This is a genomic window from Saccharothrix sp. NRRL B-16314, from assembly GCF_000716595.1.
Taxonomy (GTDB): domain Bacteria; phylum Actinomycetota; class Actinomycetes; order Mycobacteriales; family Pseudonocardiaceae; genus Actinosynnema.
Window position 1 is genome coordinate 1 of sequence record NZ_JNXC01000049.1, and the last position, 16,760, is coordinate 16,760.

At 67.2% G+C, this 16,760-nt stretch carries 6 protein-coding genes and 1 pseudogene; 4 read left to right on the forward strand and 3 right to left on the reverse strand.

Annotated elements, in window-relative coordinates; translation table 11 throughout:
* Positions 1-252 precede the first annotated feature (252 nt).
* Positions 253-1,470, reverse strand: coding sequence for a serine/threonine-protein kinase (locus OQ02_RS37415; protein ID WP_051773288.1), 1,218 nt, complete (start codon positions 1,468-1,470; stop codon positions 253-255).
* Between the two features lie 370 nt (positions 1,471-1,840).
* Here OQ02_RS37415 and OQ02_RS37420 point away from each other — a divergent pair, with 370 nt between their 5' ends.
* From OQ02_RS37420 to OQ02_RS37430, 3 genes are all read left to right on the forward strand, one after another.
* A complete protein-coding gene (locus OQ02_RS37420; protein WP_033443430.1) occupies positions 1,841-2,119 on the forward strand; it encodes an ankyrin repeat-containing protein in 279 nt (92 codons plus the stop codon).
* Between the two features lie 948 nt (positions 2,120-3,067).
* On the forward strand, positions 3,068-11,050 hold the full coding sequence (locus OQ02_RS37425) for a DNRLRE domain-containing protein (RefSeq protein ID WP_051773289.1): 7,983 nt from the start codon (positions 3,068-3,070) through the stop codon (positions 11,048-11,050).
* A gap of 61 nt (positions 11,051-11,111) precedes the next feature.
* Positions 11,112-11,621: an SMI1/KNR4 family protein gene (locus tag OQ02_RS37430; RefSeq protein ID WP_156077551.1), complete on the forward strand. Its 510-nt coding sequence runs from the start codon at positions 11,112-11,114 to the stop codon at positions 11,619-11,621.
* A 95-nt stretch (positions 11,622-11,716) separates the two neighbouring features.
* Here the strand turns inward: OQ02_RS37430 and OQ02_RS40500 are convergent.
* Both OQ02_RS40500 and OQ02_RS41715 read right to left on the reverse strand, forming a co-directional pair.
* Positions 11,717-12,187: pseudogene (locus tag OQ02_RS40500) on the reverse strand (IS5 family transposase); the annotation flags it as partial.
* Complete coding sequence (locus tag OQ02_RS41715) at positions 12,175-13,122, reverse strand: toll/interleukin-1 receptor domain-containing protein (protein WP_331281573.1); 948 nt, start codon at positions 13,120-13,122, stop codon at positions 12,175-12,177. The pseudogene OQ02_RS40500 and the gene OQ02_RS41715, both read right to left, overlap by 13 nt.
* Here OQ02_RS41715 and OQ02_RS37445 point away from each other — a divergent pair.
* Positions 13,042-16,740 carry a toll/interleukin-1 receptor domain-containing protein gene (locus OQ02_RS37445; protein WP_081916220.1) on the forward strand — a complete coding sequence of 1,233 codons (3,699 nt, stop codon included), beginning with the start codon at positions 13,042-13,044 and terminating at the stop codon, positions 16,738-16,740. The genes OQ02_RS41715 and OQ02_RS37445 overlap by 81 nt on opposite strands.
* Positions 16,741-16,760: the final 20 nt, after the last annotated feature.

A 16,760-nucleotide genomic window follows, 5' to 3' on the forward strand; every position in this document is an offset into this window, starting at 1 on the left:
CGCCACCTCCAACGATTACTCGCCGCCTGGACCGGCATCTGCCACACCTGCCGACAACCCGTCCAGGCCACGAACAGCCAACAGAAACCGCAGGTCAACGGCACTTAACAAAGTCCTACTAGCCCATCGGTTACATGATCAGCGTGGTCTGGCCGAGCGGGCAGCCACCGCCGCAACGCCGTGCAGCCGGTGTCCTCGATGGCAGCGACGATGGGCAAGTGGTCGGCAGAGGAGCCCCGATCTGGTTCTTGTTTACTTCTTGCTCTTGCCGGGTGACTGCGGCGTGTCCTTCTGCTTCTTCGGACCAGACTCCTTCTCCGGGCCCGATTCCGGTTTCGTAGCGGGGACGACCTGTTGCCGCCCCACTTCCACGGGGGCGGCGGTATCGGCACCGGCGTGAGTGGCGGGCTGCTGGAGCACCGCCTCCGCGCTCGGTAGTGGTGCGGTGGAGACCGGGGCCGCCGCGCTGGAGGTCGCGATGGCCGCGGGCGGGGTCGACGCGGGCGCCGAGTTCACCGGCTGGGCACCGGGTGTGATCGCCCACACGACGCTGATCGCGCCGAGCAGCGCCGCTGCCGAGGCCAGCAGCGCTTTGCGCGGCACCGGGGCCGTCCGCGGCGCCTCGGCCGGAGCCGTCAGCGGGACCTGGGCGGGTATCGGGAGGGTGTTCTCGGCAGGGTCGGCCTGCAGGGCGCGGGCGCAGTCGGCGGCGGTCGGCCGCTGGTCGGGGTCGGCGGCGGTCATCGCCGTCAGCAGGTCCACCAGGGCAGGCGGCAGGTGCTCGGGGATCGCGGGGGAGCGGTGCAGGCGGGCGACGGCGGCCTCGACCTCGCTGCCGGTGTACTCGCAGTGGCCGGTGAGGCACTCCAGCAGGACCAGGCCGAGGGCGTAGATGTCGGCGAAGCGGTCGACTCCGGTGCCGCGGACCTGTTCGGGGGCGAGGTATGCGGCGGTGCCGACCATTTGGCCGGTGCGGGTGAGCCGGGTCGCGCCGGGCAGGTGGGCCAGGCCGAAGTCCGCCAGGTAGGGCCTGCCTTGGTCGTCGAGCAGGATGTTCGACGGCTTGACGTCGCGGTGCACCACCCCTTGGGCATGTACGTAGGCCAGCGCTTCGGCCAGTTCGGCGCCCAGTCGCCGCACCCGGTCGACCGGCAGGGGACCGTCGGCGATCTCCGCGCGCAGGGTCCGCCCCTCGATCAGCCGCATCACCAGAAACGGCGTGTCGCCTCCCGTGCCGGCGTCGTGGACCGGCACCAGACCGGGGTGGGACAGCCCGGCCACCGTGCGGACCTCCGCCTCGAACCGGCGCCTCGCCGTGGCGTCCCAGCCGGGCCGGAACACCTTGACCGCCACCTCGCGGCCCAGCACGGCATCCTCGGCACGGTAGACCTCGGCCATCCCGCCGATCCCCACCGTTTCCAGCAGTCGGTAGCGGCTGGCCAACAGGCCGCCGTTGACTGTCCGTGACACCGCTACACCCTCCGTCGCCAACCAGGCACTTCCGGGTGCCCCTGCAGTGCAGGGGCGAAACAGTGCACGTGCGGCCCCTGGCACACGCGTTAGCCCAACGAGTGCGCCGACCGATCGACGAGGCCACGTCAGCGGGGGACGATCCGCGCGGAAGTCCGGTGTGCGGCACGCCGCGGACGGCGCCGTCGCGCGCTTCACGTCAATGGCGCCGATGACCGTCCGCATGAACACTCGCCTGAATTGCTCCGTGCGCGGATGATCGGATGTGGTTGGTCGGCTCGCGAGACGACATCGAACACCTTGCTGTACTCGCGACCAGGGCCGAGATGTCCCCAGACAGAGCACGGCTCGACGGCGCCCACCGGAGGACTTGGCGCAGTTGAGGGCCCTCCTCGATGCCGGTGCCGATGTCGAGGATGACAAGGGCGACGGTTGCACCCTTCTACAGCACGCTGTCGATGTGGAGTACGACGGCCATCTCCAGTCCGGCGAACCGTTGCAGGTCGCGGTCACAGCCTTTCTGCTTGAGCGAGGTGCCGATCCGCTGTGTCGGTACAACGGCGTTGCGGTGGTGGACGAAGCAGCGGGGCGCGGCCACTGGTCGGCCGTCGAGCTCATGCGCGCCCCGATCGACCAGGACGGACGATGATCTCACCACTGACCTGGAGACCCTGGGATGTGGGCTGTTCTGTCCGCGGTCACGTATCGCGGCGCCGTTGCCGGCGTGGTACGGCGGGCGGTAGGTCGATGCATTTGTACGAGTCGGGCGGCCCGTGGGGTTCGGTGCCTGTGGTGGGGGCCGGTATACCGGGCGGGTAAAGGGATGCCGAGCCGCCAAGCGCACGCTTGTGCCGCCTTCCGCGACCAGGCCGGATGTCCGGCCGGCGGGACAACCGGTGGCCAACCGGCCCTACCGCGCATCCGCGTTCTCGTGAACATGCCGGATCACCTCGAAGTTGGTTGCCTGTTGCCTGCTGCCCGCTGGGAGCCGGGCGGAGCCGGTGTTGGGGGACAGGCGGGGCAGGTGACGCCGGGACTGTGATAGCCGGACTCCGCCGTGGTCGAAGTCTTCGGCGAGTCGCGTGAAGTAGAGGGCTCGTCCCTGGCGATTCGGCTGGGTTGGCGGGGGTGTGAGGACGTGCTGCCGGAGGTGGCGCTCGTACGCGGATCTTCTCGCGGACACCGCTCGCGGCGGCTTGCGGTGATCGGGTCGTGAACGCCTGGTGGAGTCGATTCGAATGGTTGCCGGCCGGGTCTGGTCGTGGACGGCGGTAGCTGCGGGTGGTTCGCCTGTGTACCTGCGTTTGCGTCGGTTTGATCGTCGGTGTTGGCCCGTTTGGTCCTAGGTGTGTGTGGTTTGTGTTCGTTAGCGTCCCTAGTTGCGTACGCCGAGTAGCGACGTGCTCACCGTGTGGTGACGGCTCTCGGCGACGAACCAGGGGGGTTCGTGCGTCCGCCGCGTGGCTTCAGCCTGCTCTCACGATTGTTGATCTTGTCTTTGGTGGCCGTTCTGGCCGTGGTCGGTGTGCCTGCCGGGCCGCCGATATCGGGTCCCGGTCAGTTGCCCGACCTGGGTTTGTCGGGGTTGTGGAGATCGGTGGCGGGGTGGTTGTCGCCGGGTGCGGCGCAGGCCGCACCGGACGAACCGCCGCAGGCCGATCCGGCGCCGGTTGCGCGTGTGGTGGAGCCGCCCACGCGGGTTCGAGAGGTGGAGGATCGGCGGACGTCGTCGATGCGGGTGTTCCAGCTGTCGAACGACGAGTTCGAGGCGGAGGTGTCGGCGCGGCCGGAGTCCTTCAAGGACGGTCAGGGCCGGTGGCGGCCGATCGACACGGCGGTGCGCGAGTCCGGAAAGGACGGCTACCGCTTCGGCAACGACAGCAACGTGTTCGGCAGCTCGTTCGGTGACCGCACGGACAGGTTGGTGCGGTTCCAGGCGGGTGATCGGCATGTCGCGATGGGTGTCGACGCCGAGGCGCGGTCGGTGGAGCCGCGGGTCGAGGGCAACCGGGTGGTGTATCCGGGTGTGTTCGACGGGGCGGATCTGGCGTATGTGGTAACGGGGGAGGCGTTGAAGGAGGAGATCGTCCTCCACGAGGCTCCTGCGGATGCGACGTACCGGTTCACGTTGCAGCTGGGTGGTGTGACGGCGAGATCCCTGCCAGATGGTGCGATCGGGTTCTTCCCGACGGGTGAGGGTGTGGCGGACGGTCCGCCGTTGTTCACGATGCCGAAGCCGTTCATGTTCGACGGTGCGGAGGACCGGAAGTCGCCGCACGGTCGGGTGTGGAGTGACAAGGTCACGCAGACGGTGGAGCAGCGGGGTTCGGAGTTCACGGTCACGGTGAAGGCGGACCGGGCGTGGTTGGCCGAGCCGGGGCGGAAGTACCCGGTGACGATCGACCCGACGGTGAAGTTGCAGCCGACGCCGACCACCGGGCAGGACGTGCAGATCTGGTCGGACACGCCGACCCGCAACGACGGGTCGAGTTATCAGCTGTCGGTGGGCACGGACCCGTACGGTGTCGCCCGGTCGTTGTTGCGGTTCGACACGTCAGTGGTGCCGACGGGGACGAGCCTGTCGTCGGCGAAGCTGCGGTTGTACTACGACAGCGAGCTGGACACCGGTGCGAACAGCAACGTGCACGAGGTGCGTCGGGTCACGGCGGGCTGGTCGGAGGACACCGCCACCTGGAACTCGATCAACACGGCGTTCGCCGAAGCGGGTCTGTCCACGGCGACCAAGCAGGCGAACGTCGGGCACGTGTGGCACGAGTGGGACGTGCGCAACATCGCGCAGTCGTGGGTGTCGGGTTCGGCGGTGAACCACGGGTTGATGGTGAAGTCGACCGACGAGACCCTCAGCCGTGGTGGGGCGATCTACCAGGCGGCGGAGTTCGCCTACAACGGTGAGATCGAGAACAACCCGAAGCTGGTGCTGACCTACGGTCGGCCGAGCGCGGACCTGAAGCACCCCACGAAGATCTACTCCACCGGCGCGGAGCTGAACTGGGGTCCCTACGTGGACCCGGATCCGGCGAACCCTGCCGATGACGTGGTGGAGTACCAGGTGCACCGCACGGTGTTCCAGGCGTTCACGCCGTCGTCCTCGACGTTGATCGCACCGTTGGCGCCGTCGGCGACGTCGTTCACGGACACGACAGCGCGGCCAACGCCGGCGGATTCGGCGGATCCGTTCGGCAACGCCTACTACTACATGGTCGCGGTGAAGACCCGTGACGGGCAGCTGGTCCCGGGGCCGACGCAGGTGGCGCGGCTGCCGAAGGCCGGCCTGATCACCCAGGTGTTCCACGGCGGCGCGAGCGACACGACGCTGTCGTCGAACCAGCCGGACACCAACCTGGACGCCATCGGCGGGCAGCCGTGGCTGATGGTGGGCAACAAGTCCTCCACCTACGGCCGCACGCGTGCGGCGGTGAAGTGGAACGACCTGTCCGCGATCCCGGCTGGTGCGCGGATCGTGGACGCGGACATGATGCTGTGGGGGTTCTTCAGCGACGGCAGTGGTGCGACGTTCGACGGGCACCCGCTGACCAGGTCGTTCACCGAGAGCCAGGCGACGTGGAACCGGGCGTCGACGGCGACGGCGTGGAGCACGCCGGGCGGTGACCTGGGCGCGTACGCAGATCATGTGCTGGGGATCCCCAACGACCCGAACTGGCACATCTGGGAGAACGCCGGGGTGGTGCAGGGCTGGGTGGACAACCCTGCGTCCAACCACGGGTTCGAGGTGAAGCTGCGCGACGAGGCCGGTGCGCAGCAGCGGGTGCTGTTCCTGTCCGACGAGGCCGCCGAGCCGCAACTGCGCCCGAACCTCGTCGTGACCTACACGCAGCCGACGGCGGAGATGACCTACTACGCGCCGGACACCCCGTCGCTGCGGATGATCCCCGGCGACGAGTACACCGTTCCGGTCAGCGTCACGAACTCGACCACGTCGACGTGGCGTGCGGCGGATCAGGTGTTGTCGTACAGGTGGAATCTGCCGGACGGGACGGACGCGACGACGGGCGGCAACCGCCTGGAGACGGCATTGCCCGCGGATGTCCTGCCCGGTGGGACGGTCACGGTGCAGGCGCGGGTGAAGACGCCGATCCAGAGCGACGCGGGGAACAAGCGCGAGCAGTTCGTGCTGAACTGGGACCTGCGCAACAAGACCACCGGCACCTGGCTGTCCGCCACCGGCGGCATTCCGGCGCTCGCGCAGAACGTGACGGTCGAGGACCCGACGTCGGACCAGCTCGGGCTGGAGAAGTTCTACTCCTACGCGGGCAAGGCCACCGGCTCGGGTTCGAACGTGCTGGTCAACCAGTTCGCGGGCAACGCGGTGTTCTCCTACGACGCGTTCACCAACCCCGGTCGGGGGCTGAACTCGTTCGTGCGCATGACGTACAACAGCATGGACACCTCCGCCACGTCACTGGGCCAGGGCTGGTCGCTGGCGGCGAGCGGGCTGACGCGTCTGGGCACGTACCTGGAGCTGCACCCGAAGGGGCAAGATTACCCGTCGAGGATCACGCTGCCCGATGGTGACGGCACGAGTCACACGTTCGAGCTGAACAAGAACGGCAGCACCGACCCGGCGCAGTGGACTTACGACAAGCCCGCCGGGGTCCACTACTTCGTGCAGCGCGACGGCGGTGCGGACCCGTCACGCCGGTGGAAGCTGACCCGCCCGGACCGCTCCGAGTTCCTCTTCGACGACCAGGGTTGGCTGACTGCGGTCAAGGATCGCAACGGCAACGAGCAGCGGTTCACCTACACCGAGCGCAAGTCCAACAACCAGCCGCGCAAGTTCCTGGCCTACGTCACCGACCCGCACGGCCGCCAGGTGCTCACCCTGGACTACTTCGAGAAGGGCGAGACGAGCAACCCGAAGATCATCGACAACGTCCAGTCCCTCACGGACGTCTCGGGTCGCACGATCACCTTCACCTACGACGACAAGGGCCTGCTGACCCGGTTCGTCGACGGCGTCGGAACCCCGCAGGCCAAGACGTTCGGGTTCACCTACGACGCAACCCAGGGCAACAAGAACGTCAAACTGGTCAAGATCACCGACCCGCGCGGCAACGCCACCGACCTCGCCTACTACACGGCGCCGGTGGACCCGCGCGACAAGTGGAAGCTCCAAACGCTCACCGACCGTCTGGGGCACAACACCGGGTTCGCCTACAGCGACCCCGACGGCTCCACCGGGTCGGAGGTCGAGTCGACGGTCACCGACGCCGAGAACCACACCAGCACCTTCCGGATGGACGGCTACGGCAGGCCGATCCGTACCACCAACGCTAAGAACCAGTCCACGCAGCTGGACTGGGATGCCGACAACAACGTGGTCAAGCTGACCGAGGACAACGGCGCGGTCTCCACCTGGACGTACGACCCGAAGACCGGATACCCGACGTCGATCCGCGACGCCGAGGCGATCGTCAACAACTGGCCCGCAACCCAACTCGACTACCAGACCGGCCTGGGCGGCTACACCGCCGACCTGACGTCGAAGACCAGCCCCCAGGGGCGGATGTGGGCGTTCGGCTACGACGACAAGGGAAACCTGACCTCCGTCACCGACCCCAAGGGCGTACCGACCCCGTCCCCGGACGACTACAAGACGGTCTACACCTACGACCAGTTCGGGCAGCTGACGACGTCGACAGACGCGAACGAGAACACCACCACATTCGCCGAGTTCGATCCGACCGGGTACCCGAAGAAGACGACCGACGCGTACAACCACAGCAGCACCATGGTGTACGACCCGCGGGGCAACGTCACCTCGGTCAAGGACGCGCTGGACAAGATCACCGAGGTCGGCTACGACGTGTTCGGCCGCCCGCTGCAGACCAGGACACCGAAGGACCAGGCCGCGGGCGATTTCGTTGTCACCCCGGCGCCGGTCTACGACGCCAACGACAACGTCACCCAGTCGACCGCCCCCAACGGTGCGGTGTCCACGGCGGTTCACGACAAGGCCGACCAGATCAGCTCGACGACCATGCCCAAGGACACCCCGACAGGTCCTGAGCGCACAGCGTCGTTCGTCTACGACAAGGTCGGCAACCTGCTGACCGAGACCCAACCGCTGGGCAACCTCACGCCCGCCGACCCGAACGACTACGTGACGCGGTACGGCTACGACGAGATCTACCAGCTCGCCACCACCACCAACGCCGACAACAAGACCATCACCTACACCTACGACCGGGTCGGCAACCTCGTCATGGTCGTGGACCCGATCAAGAACGCCACCCCGGACACGACCGACTTCACCTCGAGGACGACCTACGACCTCAACCACCGCCAGGTCACCACGACCGACGCGGAAGGCAAAGTCTCACGGGTCGCCTACGACAAAGACGGCAACACCGCCTCCAGCACCGACCAGACCAACGTCACCACGACCCACGTCTACGACGAACGCTCCTCACTGGTCGAGGTGAGGACGCCGCACAAGGCGGGCGTGGAGCGGGTCACGAAGTTCGAGTACGACGAGGCCGGTAACCAGACCCGCGTCATCACCCCACGCGGCGTGGAGACCACGGACGACCCGGACGACTTCGTCGCGGCGACCGTCTACGACAAGCTCAATCGGCCCATCGAGAAGCTCACCCCGTTCGACCGTGACGACACGCGGCACACGACGCCGGACAAGACCACCTACGCCTACGACCCGGTCGGTCGGGTAAACGAGGTCAGCGCGCCGCCGTCGGCCGGACAGACCGTCCGCAACACCACGAAGTACACCTACTTCGACAACGGCTGGGTCCGCAACACCACAGACCCGTGGGACATCGTCACCGCCTACGACTACACCGAACTCGGCCAGCAGAAGACCCGCACCGTCACCAGCGCCGGCGGCTCCTCGAACCGCACCATGACCTGGGCCCACTACCCGGACGGCAAGCTCAAGTCCCGCTCCGACGACGGCGTCCCTGTCGGCTCCTACGTCGCCCTGGTCGACAATTCCGACACCGGCAACATCGAGATCGCCGGCAACTGGACCACCACCCAAGGCGGCTCACAGGGCTACGACTACCGCAGCACCGCCCGCGGCACCGGCGCCACCACCTTCACCTGGCGCCCGGTCATCGGCCAGGACGGCACCTACGAGGTCTTCGCCAAATACCCCGGCGGAGTGACCGGTACGGCGACCAACGCACCGTTCACAGTCGACACCGGCACCACCTCGACCACCGTCACGCTCGACCAGACCGAACGCGGCGGCGAATGGGTCAGCCTGGGCAAGTTCCCCCTCACCACGGGAAACACCGCGACGGTGACGCTGTCCGACAACGCCGACGGCACCGTGATCGCCGACGCCGTCAAGCTGGTCCGCACACCCACCGAGGTCGACTACGAGAACAAGGTCTTCGCCCACTCCTACGACGCCAACGGCAACCTGGTCTCGCTGACCGACACCTCGCCCGGCACCAAGGTCGACGCCTACACGATGACCTATAACGGCCTCGACCAATTGACCATGGTCGAGGAGAAGGTTGCCGCAGAGGTCAAGGGCACCACCACGTTCTCCTACAACGACAACGGCGCACCACTCACCCGCGGCCACGACCGGCAAAGCTCGGCGTTCCGCTACAACCCGCGTGACCTGGTCGACCAGGTCACCAACACCGAGACCGGCGGCCAGCCGAAGATCACCGGCTACACCTACACCGACCGCGGCCAGATCCAGCAGGAGACCAAACCCAACGGCAACACCGTCGTCTACGGCTACCACCTCGACGGCGCCCTCGCCTCCCAGGTCGAGAAGAAGTCCGACAACACCCTCGTCGCACAGCACCACATCGAGTACAACGCCAACGGCCACCGGATCCGCGACGCCTCCAAGATCCAGAACGCCGACAACATCACCGCCTACCTCGACGAGGTACGCGAGTACTCCTACGACCCGCTCGACCGCATCCGCAACCTGACCAAGAAATCCGCGGCCGGGGCGGTGCTGGAGACCGAGGACTACGTCCACGACGCCAACAGCAACGTCACCACCTCGACCCTCGAAGGCAAGACCACCACCTTCAACTACGACCGCAACCGCCTACTCACCGCCACCACTTCCGGCGTCACCGCGGCCTACAACTACGACCCGTTCGGCCGCCTCGACACCGTCACCTCCGGGGGCCAGATCGTCCAGTCGTACAAGTACGACGGCTTCGACCGCACCACCCAGCACAGCAAGCTCGGCGACGGCGGTGCGTTGAAGACCACCGGCTACGCCTACGACCCACTGGACCGCACCTCGTCGAAGACCGAGGACGGCAAGACCACCGATTACGCCTACCTCGGCCTCACCGACAAGGTCGTCGGCGAGGAGATCGCCGGACAACTCCAACGCACCTACCAATACGACGCGTTCGGCCAGCGCCTCACCCAGATCAAGAAGGACACCGACGGCACCGGCCCGCAGGTGGCGGAGGACTCCTACTACGGCTACAACCCTCACACCGACGTCGAGATCCTGACCAAGGACAACGGCGACACCCTCGCCACCTACGGCTACACCGCCTACGGCAAGGACGACACCGAAGCCTTCACCGGCATCGACAAGCCGGAGGCACAGCAACCCGGCAAGGAGCCGTACAACTTCTACCGCTACAACGGCAAGCGTTGGGATCCGTCCGCCGACTCCTACGACATGGGGTTCCGCGACTACAACCCCGGCCTCAACCGCTTCCTCACCCGCGACAACTACAACGGCGCCCTCGCCGACCTCAACCTCGGCGCCGACCCCTTCACCGGCAACCGCTACGCCTTCACCGGCGGCAACCCCATCAGTGGTATCGAAAACGACGGTCACTGCTTTGACTGGTTCCAGAGCGTCTGCGACACAGTCAGTGACGTTGGGGAAGCAGTCGACGAAGGGCTTGACGACATCGGCAACTTTTTCGACGAGCATGCGGACGATATCGGCAACACACTTCTTGGCGGCGCGTCGATGGCTGGCGGTGCCCTTCTGGCACAGCTCAGTTTCAGCGTCGCGGCAGGCGGCACGGTTCTCTGTGGCACCGGTGCCGGATGCGTTTTGGGTGGACCCGCGGTTGCGCTGGGATCCGCCGGTGTGCTCGCGGGAGGCGGGCTGATCATCGGCGGCGCGGCGCTTTTCACGCAAAGCCTGGGTAACATGTTCGGCAATTCGTCCAGCTCCAGCTCTAGTTCAAGCACGTCACCGACGGGGATGGCTCCGGAGTCCCCGACAATCAAGAAGGGGAACTTTCGGGGCAGGTACCAGGCTGAACTAGGGCGGCAGGGTAAACCTCGGCTGCCGAACGACTGGGACGCGCATCACGCGATTCCGCAGGAGTACCGCAACCATCCGGAGTTCAAGGACTTCGACTTCGACGCGCCGTCGAACATTCGCGGTGTCCCCGGCAGTCGGACGAACCTTCCCAACCACGGCCGCGCCGACAACCACCACCAGGACATCACTAACAACTGGACCACCTTCCGCACGCAGAACCCGAACGCCGGTCGGGCCCAGATCGAGGAGTTCGCACGCCGCATAGACGAACAGTTCGCCGGATCGTACTGGTATTGGCCGTGATCATCGATGGGGAGGTCCGTATCGGGCCTCCCCGCCTCATGTTGCGAGTAAGGTGCTGTTCGTGACTGCCTTCGACTACGAGCTCTGGCTGACGTCGGTGAATGACCTCGCGGCCCGGTTCGTCTCCGGCTTCGCGGAAAAGTTCGGGTACCCGCCCGACGAGAACAAGGCCAGGCCTGCGTTTGGACCGCTCCCGGACGGAGTGATGCAACTGCCCGCTCCACTCGTCGAGTTCTACCGGCATGTGGCGGAGGTGTCGCTGCCGGATGTTCATATCGGCTACTTCGTCTCGATGGCGCAGGCCACCGTCAACGGGCGTGACGGCAGGCTGCCGGTTCGGATCGAAGGAGCCGCGAGCATCGACGTGGTGACCTTCGGTTCAGATGGGGGCGGAACCTATTTCGCGCTCGGGCTGCCTGATGGTGCGCCTGTATACAGGATGCCGCCGAGTGCGGTCGATCGCGAGGGTGTGTACGACAACCGCGATTCTCGCGTGCAAGTAGTGGCAGCGACGTTGCCTGAGTTTCTCACGAAGTTGCATAACTTGCTGGTTTCCGAAATTCGCCAGTGACGCAATGGTCAGGTGATCCCAGCCATGGCTTCGCACAACGAGTCTTTACAGGAGCTATTGAGTCGAATGTGATCGTCTTCCCTTAAGACGACGTCTCATGTGGCGATCGTCGCCAGTCGTTTGAAGCAGGTCAGTGGTGCGGCGAGTGTGAGGAAGGCGCAGTAGTTGTCGGCGTGGCGTTCGTAGCGGATGGTCAGGCGCCGGTAGCCGGTGAGTCAGGAGATGGTGCGTTCGACGACCCAGCGGTGCCGTCCGAGCCGGTCGAAGGACTGGATGCCTTTGCGTGCGATGCGCGGGATGATGCCTCGGTGGCGTAACCATCGGCGGAGGTGGTCGATGTCGTATGCCTTGTCCGCGTGGAGCTTCGTCGGGCGGAAGCGTCGCGGGCCGCGTCGTGAGCGAATGCGCGGGATGGCCATGAGCATGGGCTTGAGTGCTTGGCTGTCGTGCAGGTTCGCCGCGGACACGCCTACGGCCAATGGCAGACCGGCACGGTCGGACACGACATGGATCTTCGAGCCGGGCTTGCCGCGGTCGACCGGACTCGGGCCGGTCATGTCGCCCCTTTTTTCGGGCTCTTTGTACTGATGCGTGGGTGACTTACCCAGGTCGACGAAGGGCACGTCGTTGTGACGTCTAGGTTCGCTTCGACGAGTTCGACGGCGAGCCTGGTCTTCCCGCTGCCACCTGGTCCGGTGAACAACCGGACGTCGGTCGTGGCGGGCTCGGACAGCCAAGCCTGGAGCCGACCGAGTGAGCCGTGCACGTCTTCGTACCGGACCACCCGGTGCCGGGGGTTCAGCAATTCGCTCGGCAAGGGGTTTTCCGGCAGTGGCGGCTCCTCGACGAACAGGTCGGGCAGGTCGAGTTCGGGGACCAGGCCGGCGACGGTGGCCGCGAGCCGTTTGACGTCTTCGCCGAGTCGTCGGTGATCGACGGCGATGCGTTGGCGCAGGGTCAGGCCGTCGATGTCGGCGGGCAACGTTCCGGGTCTCGGCAGCGGCACACCGTCGAGCAGCACCGGGATGATGTGGACGCCTCGACCGATGGCGCGTCGGATCTCGCGTCGCACCCAGTCGTTTTCTCGGTCAACCAGTCGTTTTCCGGGTGCGGTTGAGTCTTCGGCCAACCACTCCGGGCCGATCAGCACCAAGAGCACTCGTGCCTGGTCGATCCCGGCCCGCAATTCTGCGGGGTAAATAGCGCCGGGTGCCATCGACCGGTGATCGAGGAACACGTGATTCGACCCGAACCGGGCGGCGAGCAGCTCGTACACCGCCGCTGCACCGAACCGGGCATCGGCGGTTCGGTAGTTCACGAAGATCTCGAACACCGCTACACCGTCCCATCGACCTGCCTGCTGGCACAAACAGAAGGCACAGCCACCCGCAATTGTGCGGACGTATAGGATCGGTCCATCATGAGAACCAGCCGTCCGGGAATTTTCATCAGCTTCCGCGGTCAAGATGGTGAATACGTCGCCGATACGATCGACGTGCACGCACGCGTACGGTTCGGTGATCTGGCTGTCTTTCGCTCCAGCAGGTCGATCGGTCCCGGTGACGTCTTCCCGCCCGAACTGCTGGAGGCGATCGAGCGGTGCGTCGTCATGCTGGTCGTCGTCGGTCCGAACTGGTTGGTGCGCGGCGACGATGGACGGCGGCGCATCGACGACCCGGACGACTGGGTGCGTCGGGAGGTGCGCACAGCGCTGGCCGACGGCAAGCGGGTCGTCGTCGTCAGGTTCGGTGGAGCACCGCGGCTGATCGCGGACGACCTGCCAGACGACATCGCGGAGCTGGCGATCCGGCAGGACGTGGAGGTGACGCACAAGAACATCGCCCACCTGCTGCCGCGCCTGATGGACGACCTGTTCCGGCTCGAACCCGAGCTGCGCATCGGCGCGACGGACGGCCTGCGGGGACTCGACGAGTGGTGGGCCCACTGGTCGGGTGTCACCCGGCCGTCGATGCCCGCGGCGCTGCCGGTCGCCGGGCGGGATGCCGAGACCGGCGCCCTCGGTGCGTGGCTCACGGGCTCGCCCTCCCTACTCCGGCTGCGTTGCACGTCGACCGACGAGGGCAGCGCCTTCACCGCGGCGGTGCTCGAACTGCACCACCCGGACGTGCGAGCGGTGCGCGTGACCAGCGAAGCGGGCGCGGCGCACTGCGCTGACCTGGCTCCGCCGCTCCTCGTGGTGGTCGCCACCCCGGACGTCGACGTCCACGCGCTGGCGGCCCGAGGCCTGCACGTGCTGCTCCTCCAGCACATCCACACCTCGTCGGAGGCTGGCGGAGGTGTGGTGACGCTGCCCAGGCTGTCGACCGAACGCGCGTTGGAGGTCTTCATCGAGGCCGGACTGTCGCACGCCCAGGCCCACAAGGCGGCGGGTGTGGCCCGACGCAGCATGGCGGTGTGGCGCTGGAAGTCGGCCGATGGCCTTCGGGCACCGGAGTGGGCGGTCGACGCGATGAGCGGCCTGGTGCTGGCCGGCTCCTGGTCGACGTCCGACCGATTCGCCGATCAGGACGCCATCGCCGGACTGCTGAAGGAGGATTGGGAGGACGTCGAGAGGTTCGCCCAGCGCACAGCCGCGTCCGAGGCGCCCTTGCTGCACCGCTCCGGGACCCGGTGGCAGCTCGCCGACTCGGAAGCGGCCTGGATCATGCTCAGGAACTTCCTCACCCGATCACTCCTGGAGCGGTGGCACGCGATGGCCGTCGCCGTGCTGACCGAGTCCGACCCGCTGCTCGAACTGCCGGACGACGAGCGCTTCACGGCCAAGGCGATGGGCACCGACCGGAAGTACTCGGACGACTTTCGACGGGCGATAGCGTTCGTCGCGGCGCTCATGGGCGCGGACGGCGAGGAACGGCTGCCTGATGGGCGGACCGGCCAGAGCCACGCGTCACAGGTGGTCCGGGAGGTGCTCGACCTGTGCAACGGCGATCGGACCGGGAACACCTGGCAGTCGGTGGCCGAACAACTGCCCTTGCTCGCCGAGGCCGCACCGACCGAATTCCTGCTGGCCCTGGACGGAGCACTGGTGGGGGACACGCCCTTGCTCGCCCACGTGCTCGATCGGGCCAGCGAGCGTCCCGGGCGGTTCGAACTCAAGGTGTGGTTGTTGTGGGCCCTGGAGACCCTGTGCTGGTCGTCCGAGCACCTGCCGCACGCGGCGCGCGTGCTGGCTCGTCTCGACGAGCTCGTCACGGCGGGTGCCAACGACCACAACCAGCCGCTGGACAGCCTGTGCCGGGTGTTCCAGCCGGGGTGGGCCTACACGTCGGCGACGTTGGAGACCCGGCTGCGGGTTGTCGACGGACTTGGCAGCAGGTATCCCGGCACGTGTTGGAAGCTGTTGCTGGAGTTGGTGTCCCTGCCGCCGTCACGGCTGCACCAGCGGACGAACGAGCCCGAGTTCCGCGACTCCTTGTTGCCGGAGACCGAGGGTCCGACGCCGGACGAGACGGAAGCCGCGTTCGACGGCGTCGCCGAGCGGGTGGCCACGGCACTCGCGGCTGATCCGCGGCGCTGGATCGACTTGGTCCCGCTGACCGCGCACATCCCGGTCCGGCAGCGGGACCGGATCGTCCAGGGGCTGTCGGAAGCCGATTTCACGGCTCTGGACGACGAGCAGGCGCTGCGCTTGTGGTCGGAACTCGACGAGTTCGTGCGCTCCCAACGCACTTACCCGGGCACGGTGGCGAACCACGTGGTGGCGACGTTCGCGACGGTAGCGGAACAGGTCGAACCCAGGCAGCGCGCCGAGCGCCACGTCTGGCTGTTCACCGCCCGACCGCGGCTGCCCGGCGTCGACTGGCACGACATCGCGGGCTACGACCGTGAACTGGCCGCGCTGCGGGTGGACATCGTGCGTGAGGTGGCCGGTGCCGGACTGGCCGGTCTGCTGGAACTGGCTCGACGCTCCGAGTGGCCGGACGTGGTGGGCACGGTGACCGCACAAGCCACCGAAGACCTGTTCCTCGATGACGTGGTGCTTTTCCTGGACGGTTCGGAGCACGAGACCCTGTTCGCCCGGAGCTGGGTGGAGACCCGCGTCCGCGAAGGCGGCGAGCCTTGGTGGCGGCCTCTGGTCACCAGGATGACCACATGGAGCGCAAAGGGGCAGGCCGAATTCCTGATCGCCTTGTCGCGCTCCGCGGACGTTTCGACCCTTCTCGACGTCGCCGACGGCGAGGCGGCGGAACTGTTCTGGCGGCAGGTGCCTGCCTGGCCCGCGGTGGGAGACGAGCCGGAACGGTTCTTCGACCTGGTGCTGGAGCACCGGCGCCCGTGGTCGGTGATCAGCGCTTTGTCGAGGGCGGTCCACGTGGACCCCGAGACCGCATGGGCCAGGTCGCCGCTGCTCATCACGAAGGCGTTGACCGGCGCCGCGTCGGACGGCAGTGCCGAGCAGCCCTACCAGGGCGCGTCTTTCGACGTCGCGCACCTGCTCGACCACCTCACCACCCTGGTCGGCGACTCGCCCGAGGTCGCCGGCTTGGAGCTGTTCTACCGGCAGTACCTCTTCGGTCATCGCGCGCCACGAACCCTCTACCGCAGGATCGAAGCCGATCCCGCAGCCTTCGCGGAGGCCGTCCGCCTCGCCCACCCGGGGGAAGGGGAGCCCCGTTCACCCCTCCGGGTCCCGGCCTACTTCGCGTTGCGGGACTGGCGTTGGCGGCCGGACGGACGGCTCGGCCTCGACCAGCTCGACGAGTACCTCGCCCGAGCACGAGAGGTGCTGTCCGGGGACGACCGCCTCCTGCGACGCGGTGACGAGGCCTTCGGCGGCATGCTGACGGGGGTGCCCGCCGGTGACGACGGCCTCTGGCCCGTAGAGGCCGTGCGGGACCTGCTCGACGAGCCGGGCGGCAACGCGCTTGCGGGAGGGTTCGTGATGGGTGTGATCAACAACCAGGGGACCACCGTTCGCGGCGTGTTCGAGGGCGGGGGCCAGGAACGTCGACGAGCTGCGGAGCTGGAGCACGACGCCGACGCGATGGCGGCCGGGTGGCCGCGAGCGGCGGCGGTTCTCAGGGATTGTGCGCGGGCCTTCCGCGGTCACGGTCTCCACAACGACGACAACGCCGAGGACACCCACGATGAACTCTGATCGACGGTGGTGGCGGACGT

Excerpts from the sequence above, each read along its gene's own strand:
- OQ02_RS37445 (WP_081916220.1), top strand. The coding sequence starts at position 13,042 with ATGAGAACCAGCCGTCCGGGAATTTTCATCAGCTTCCGCGGTCAAGAT.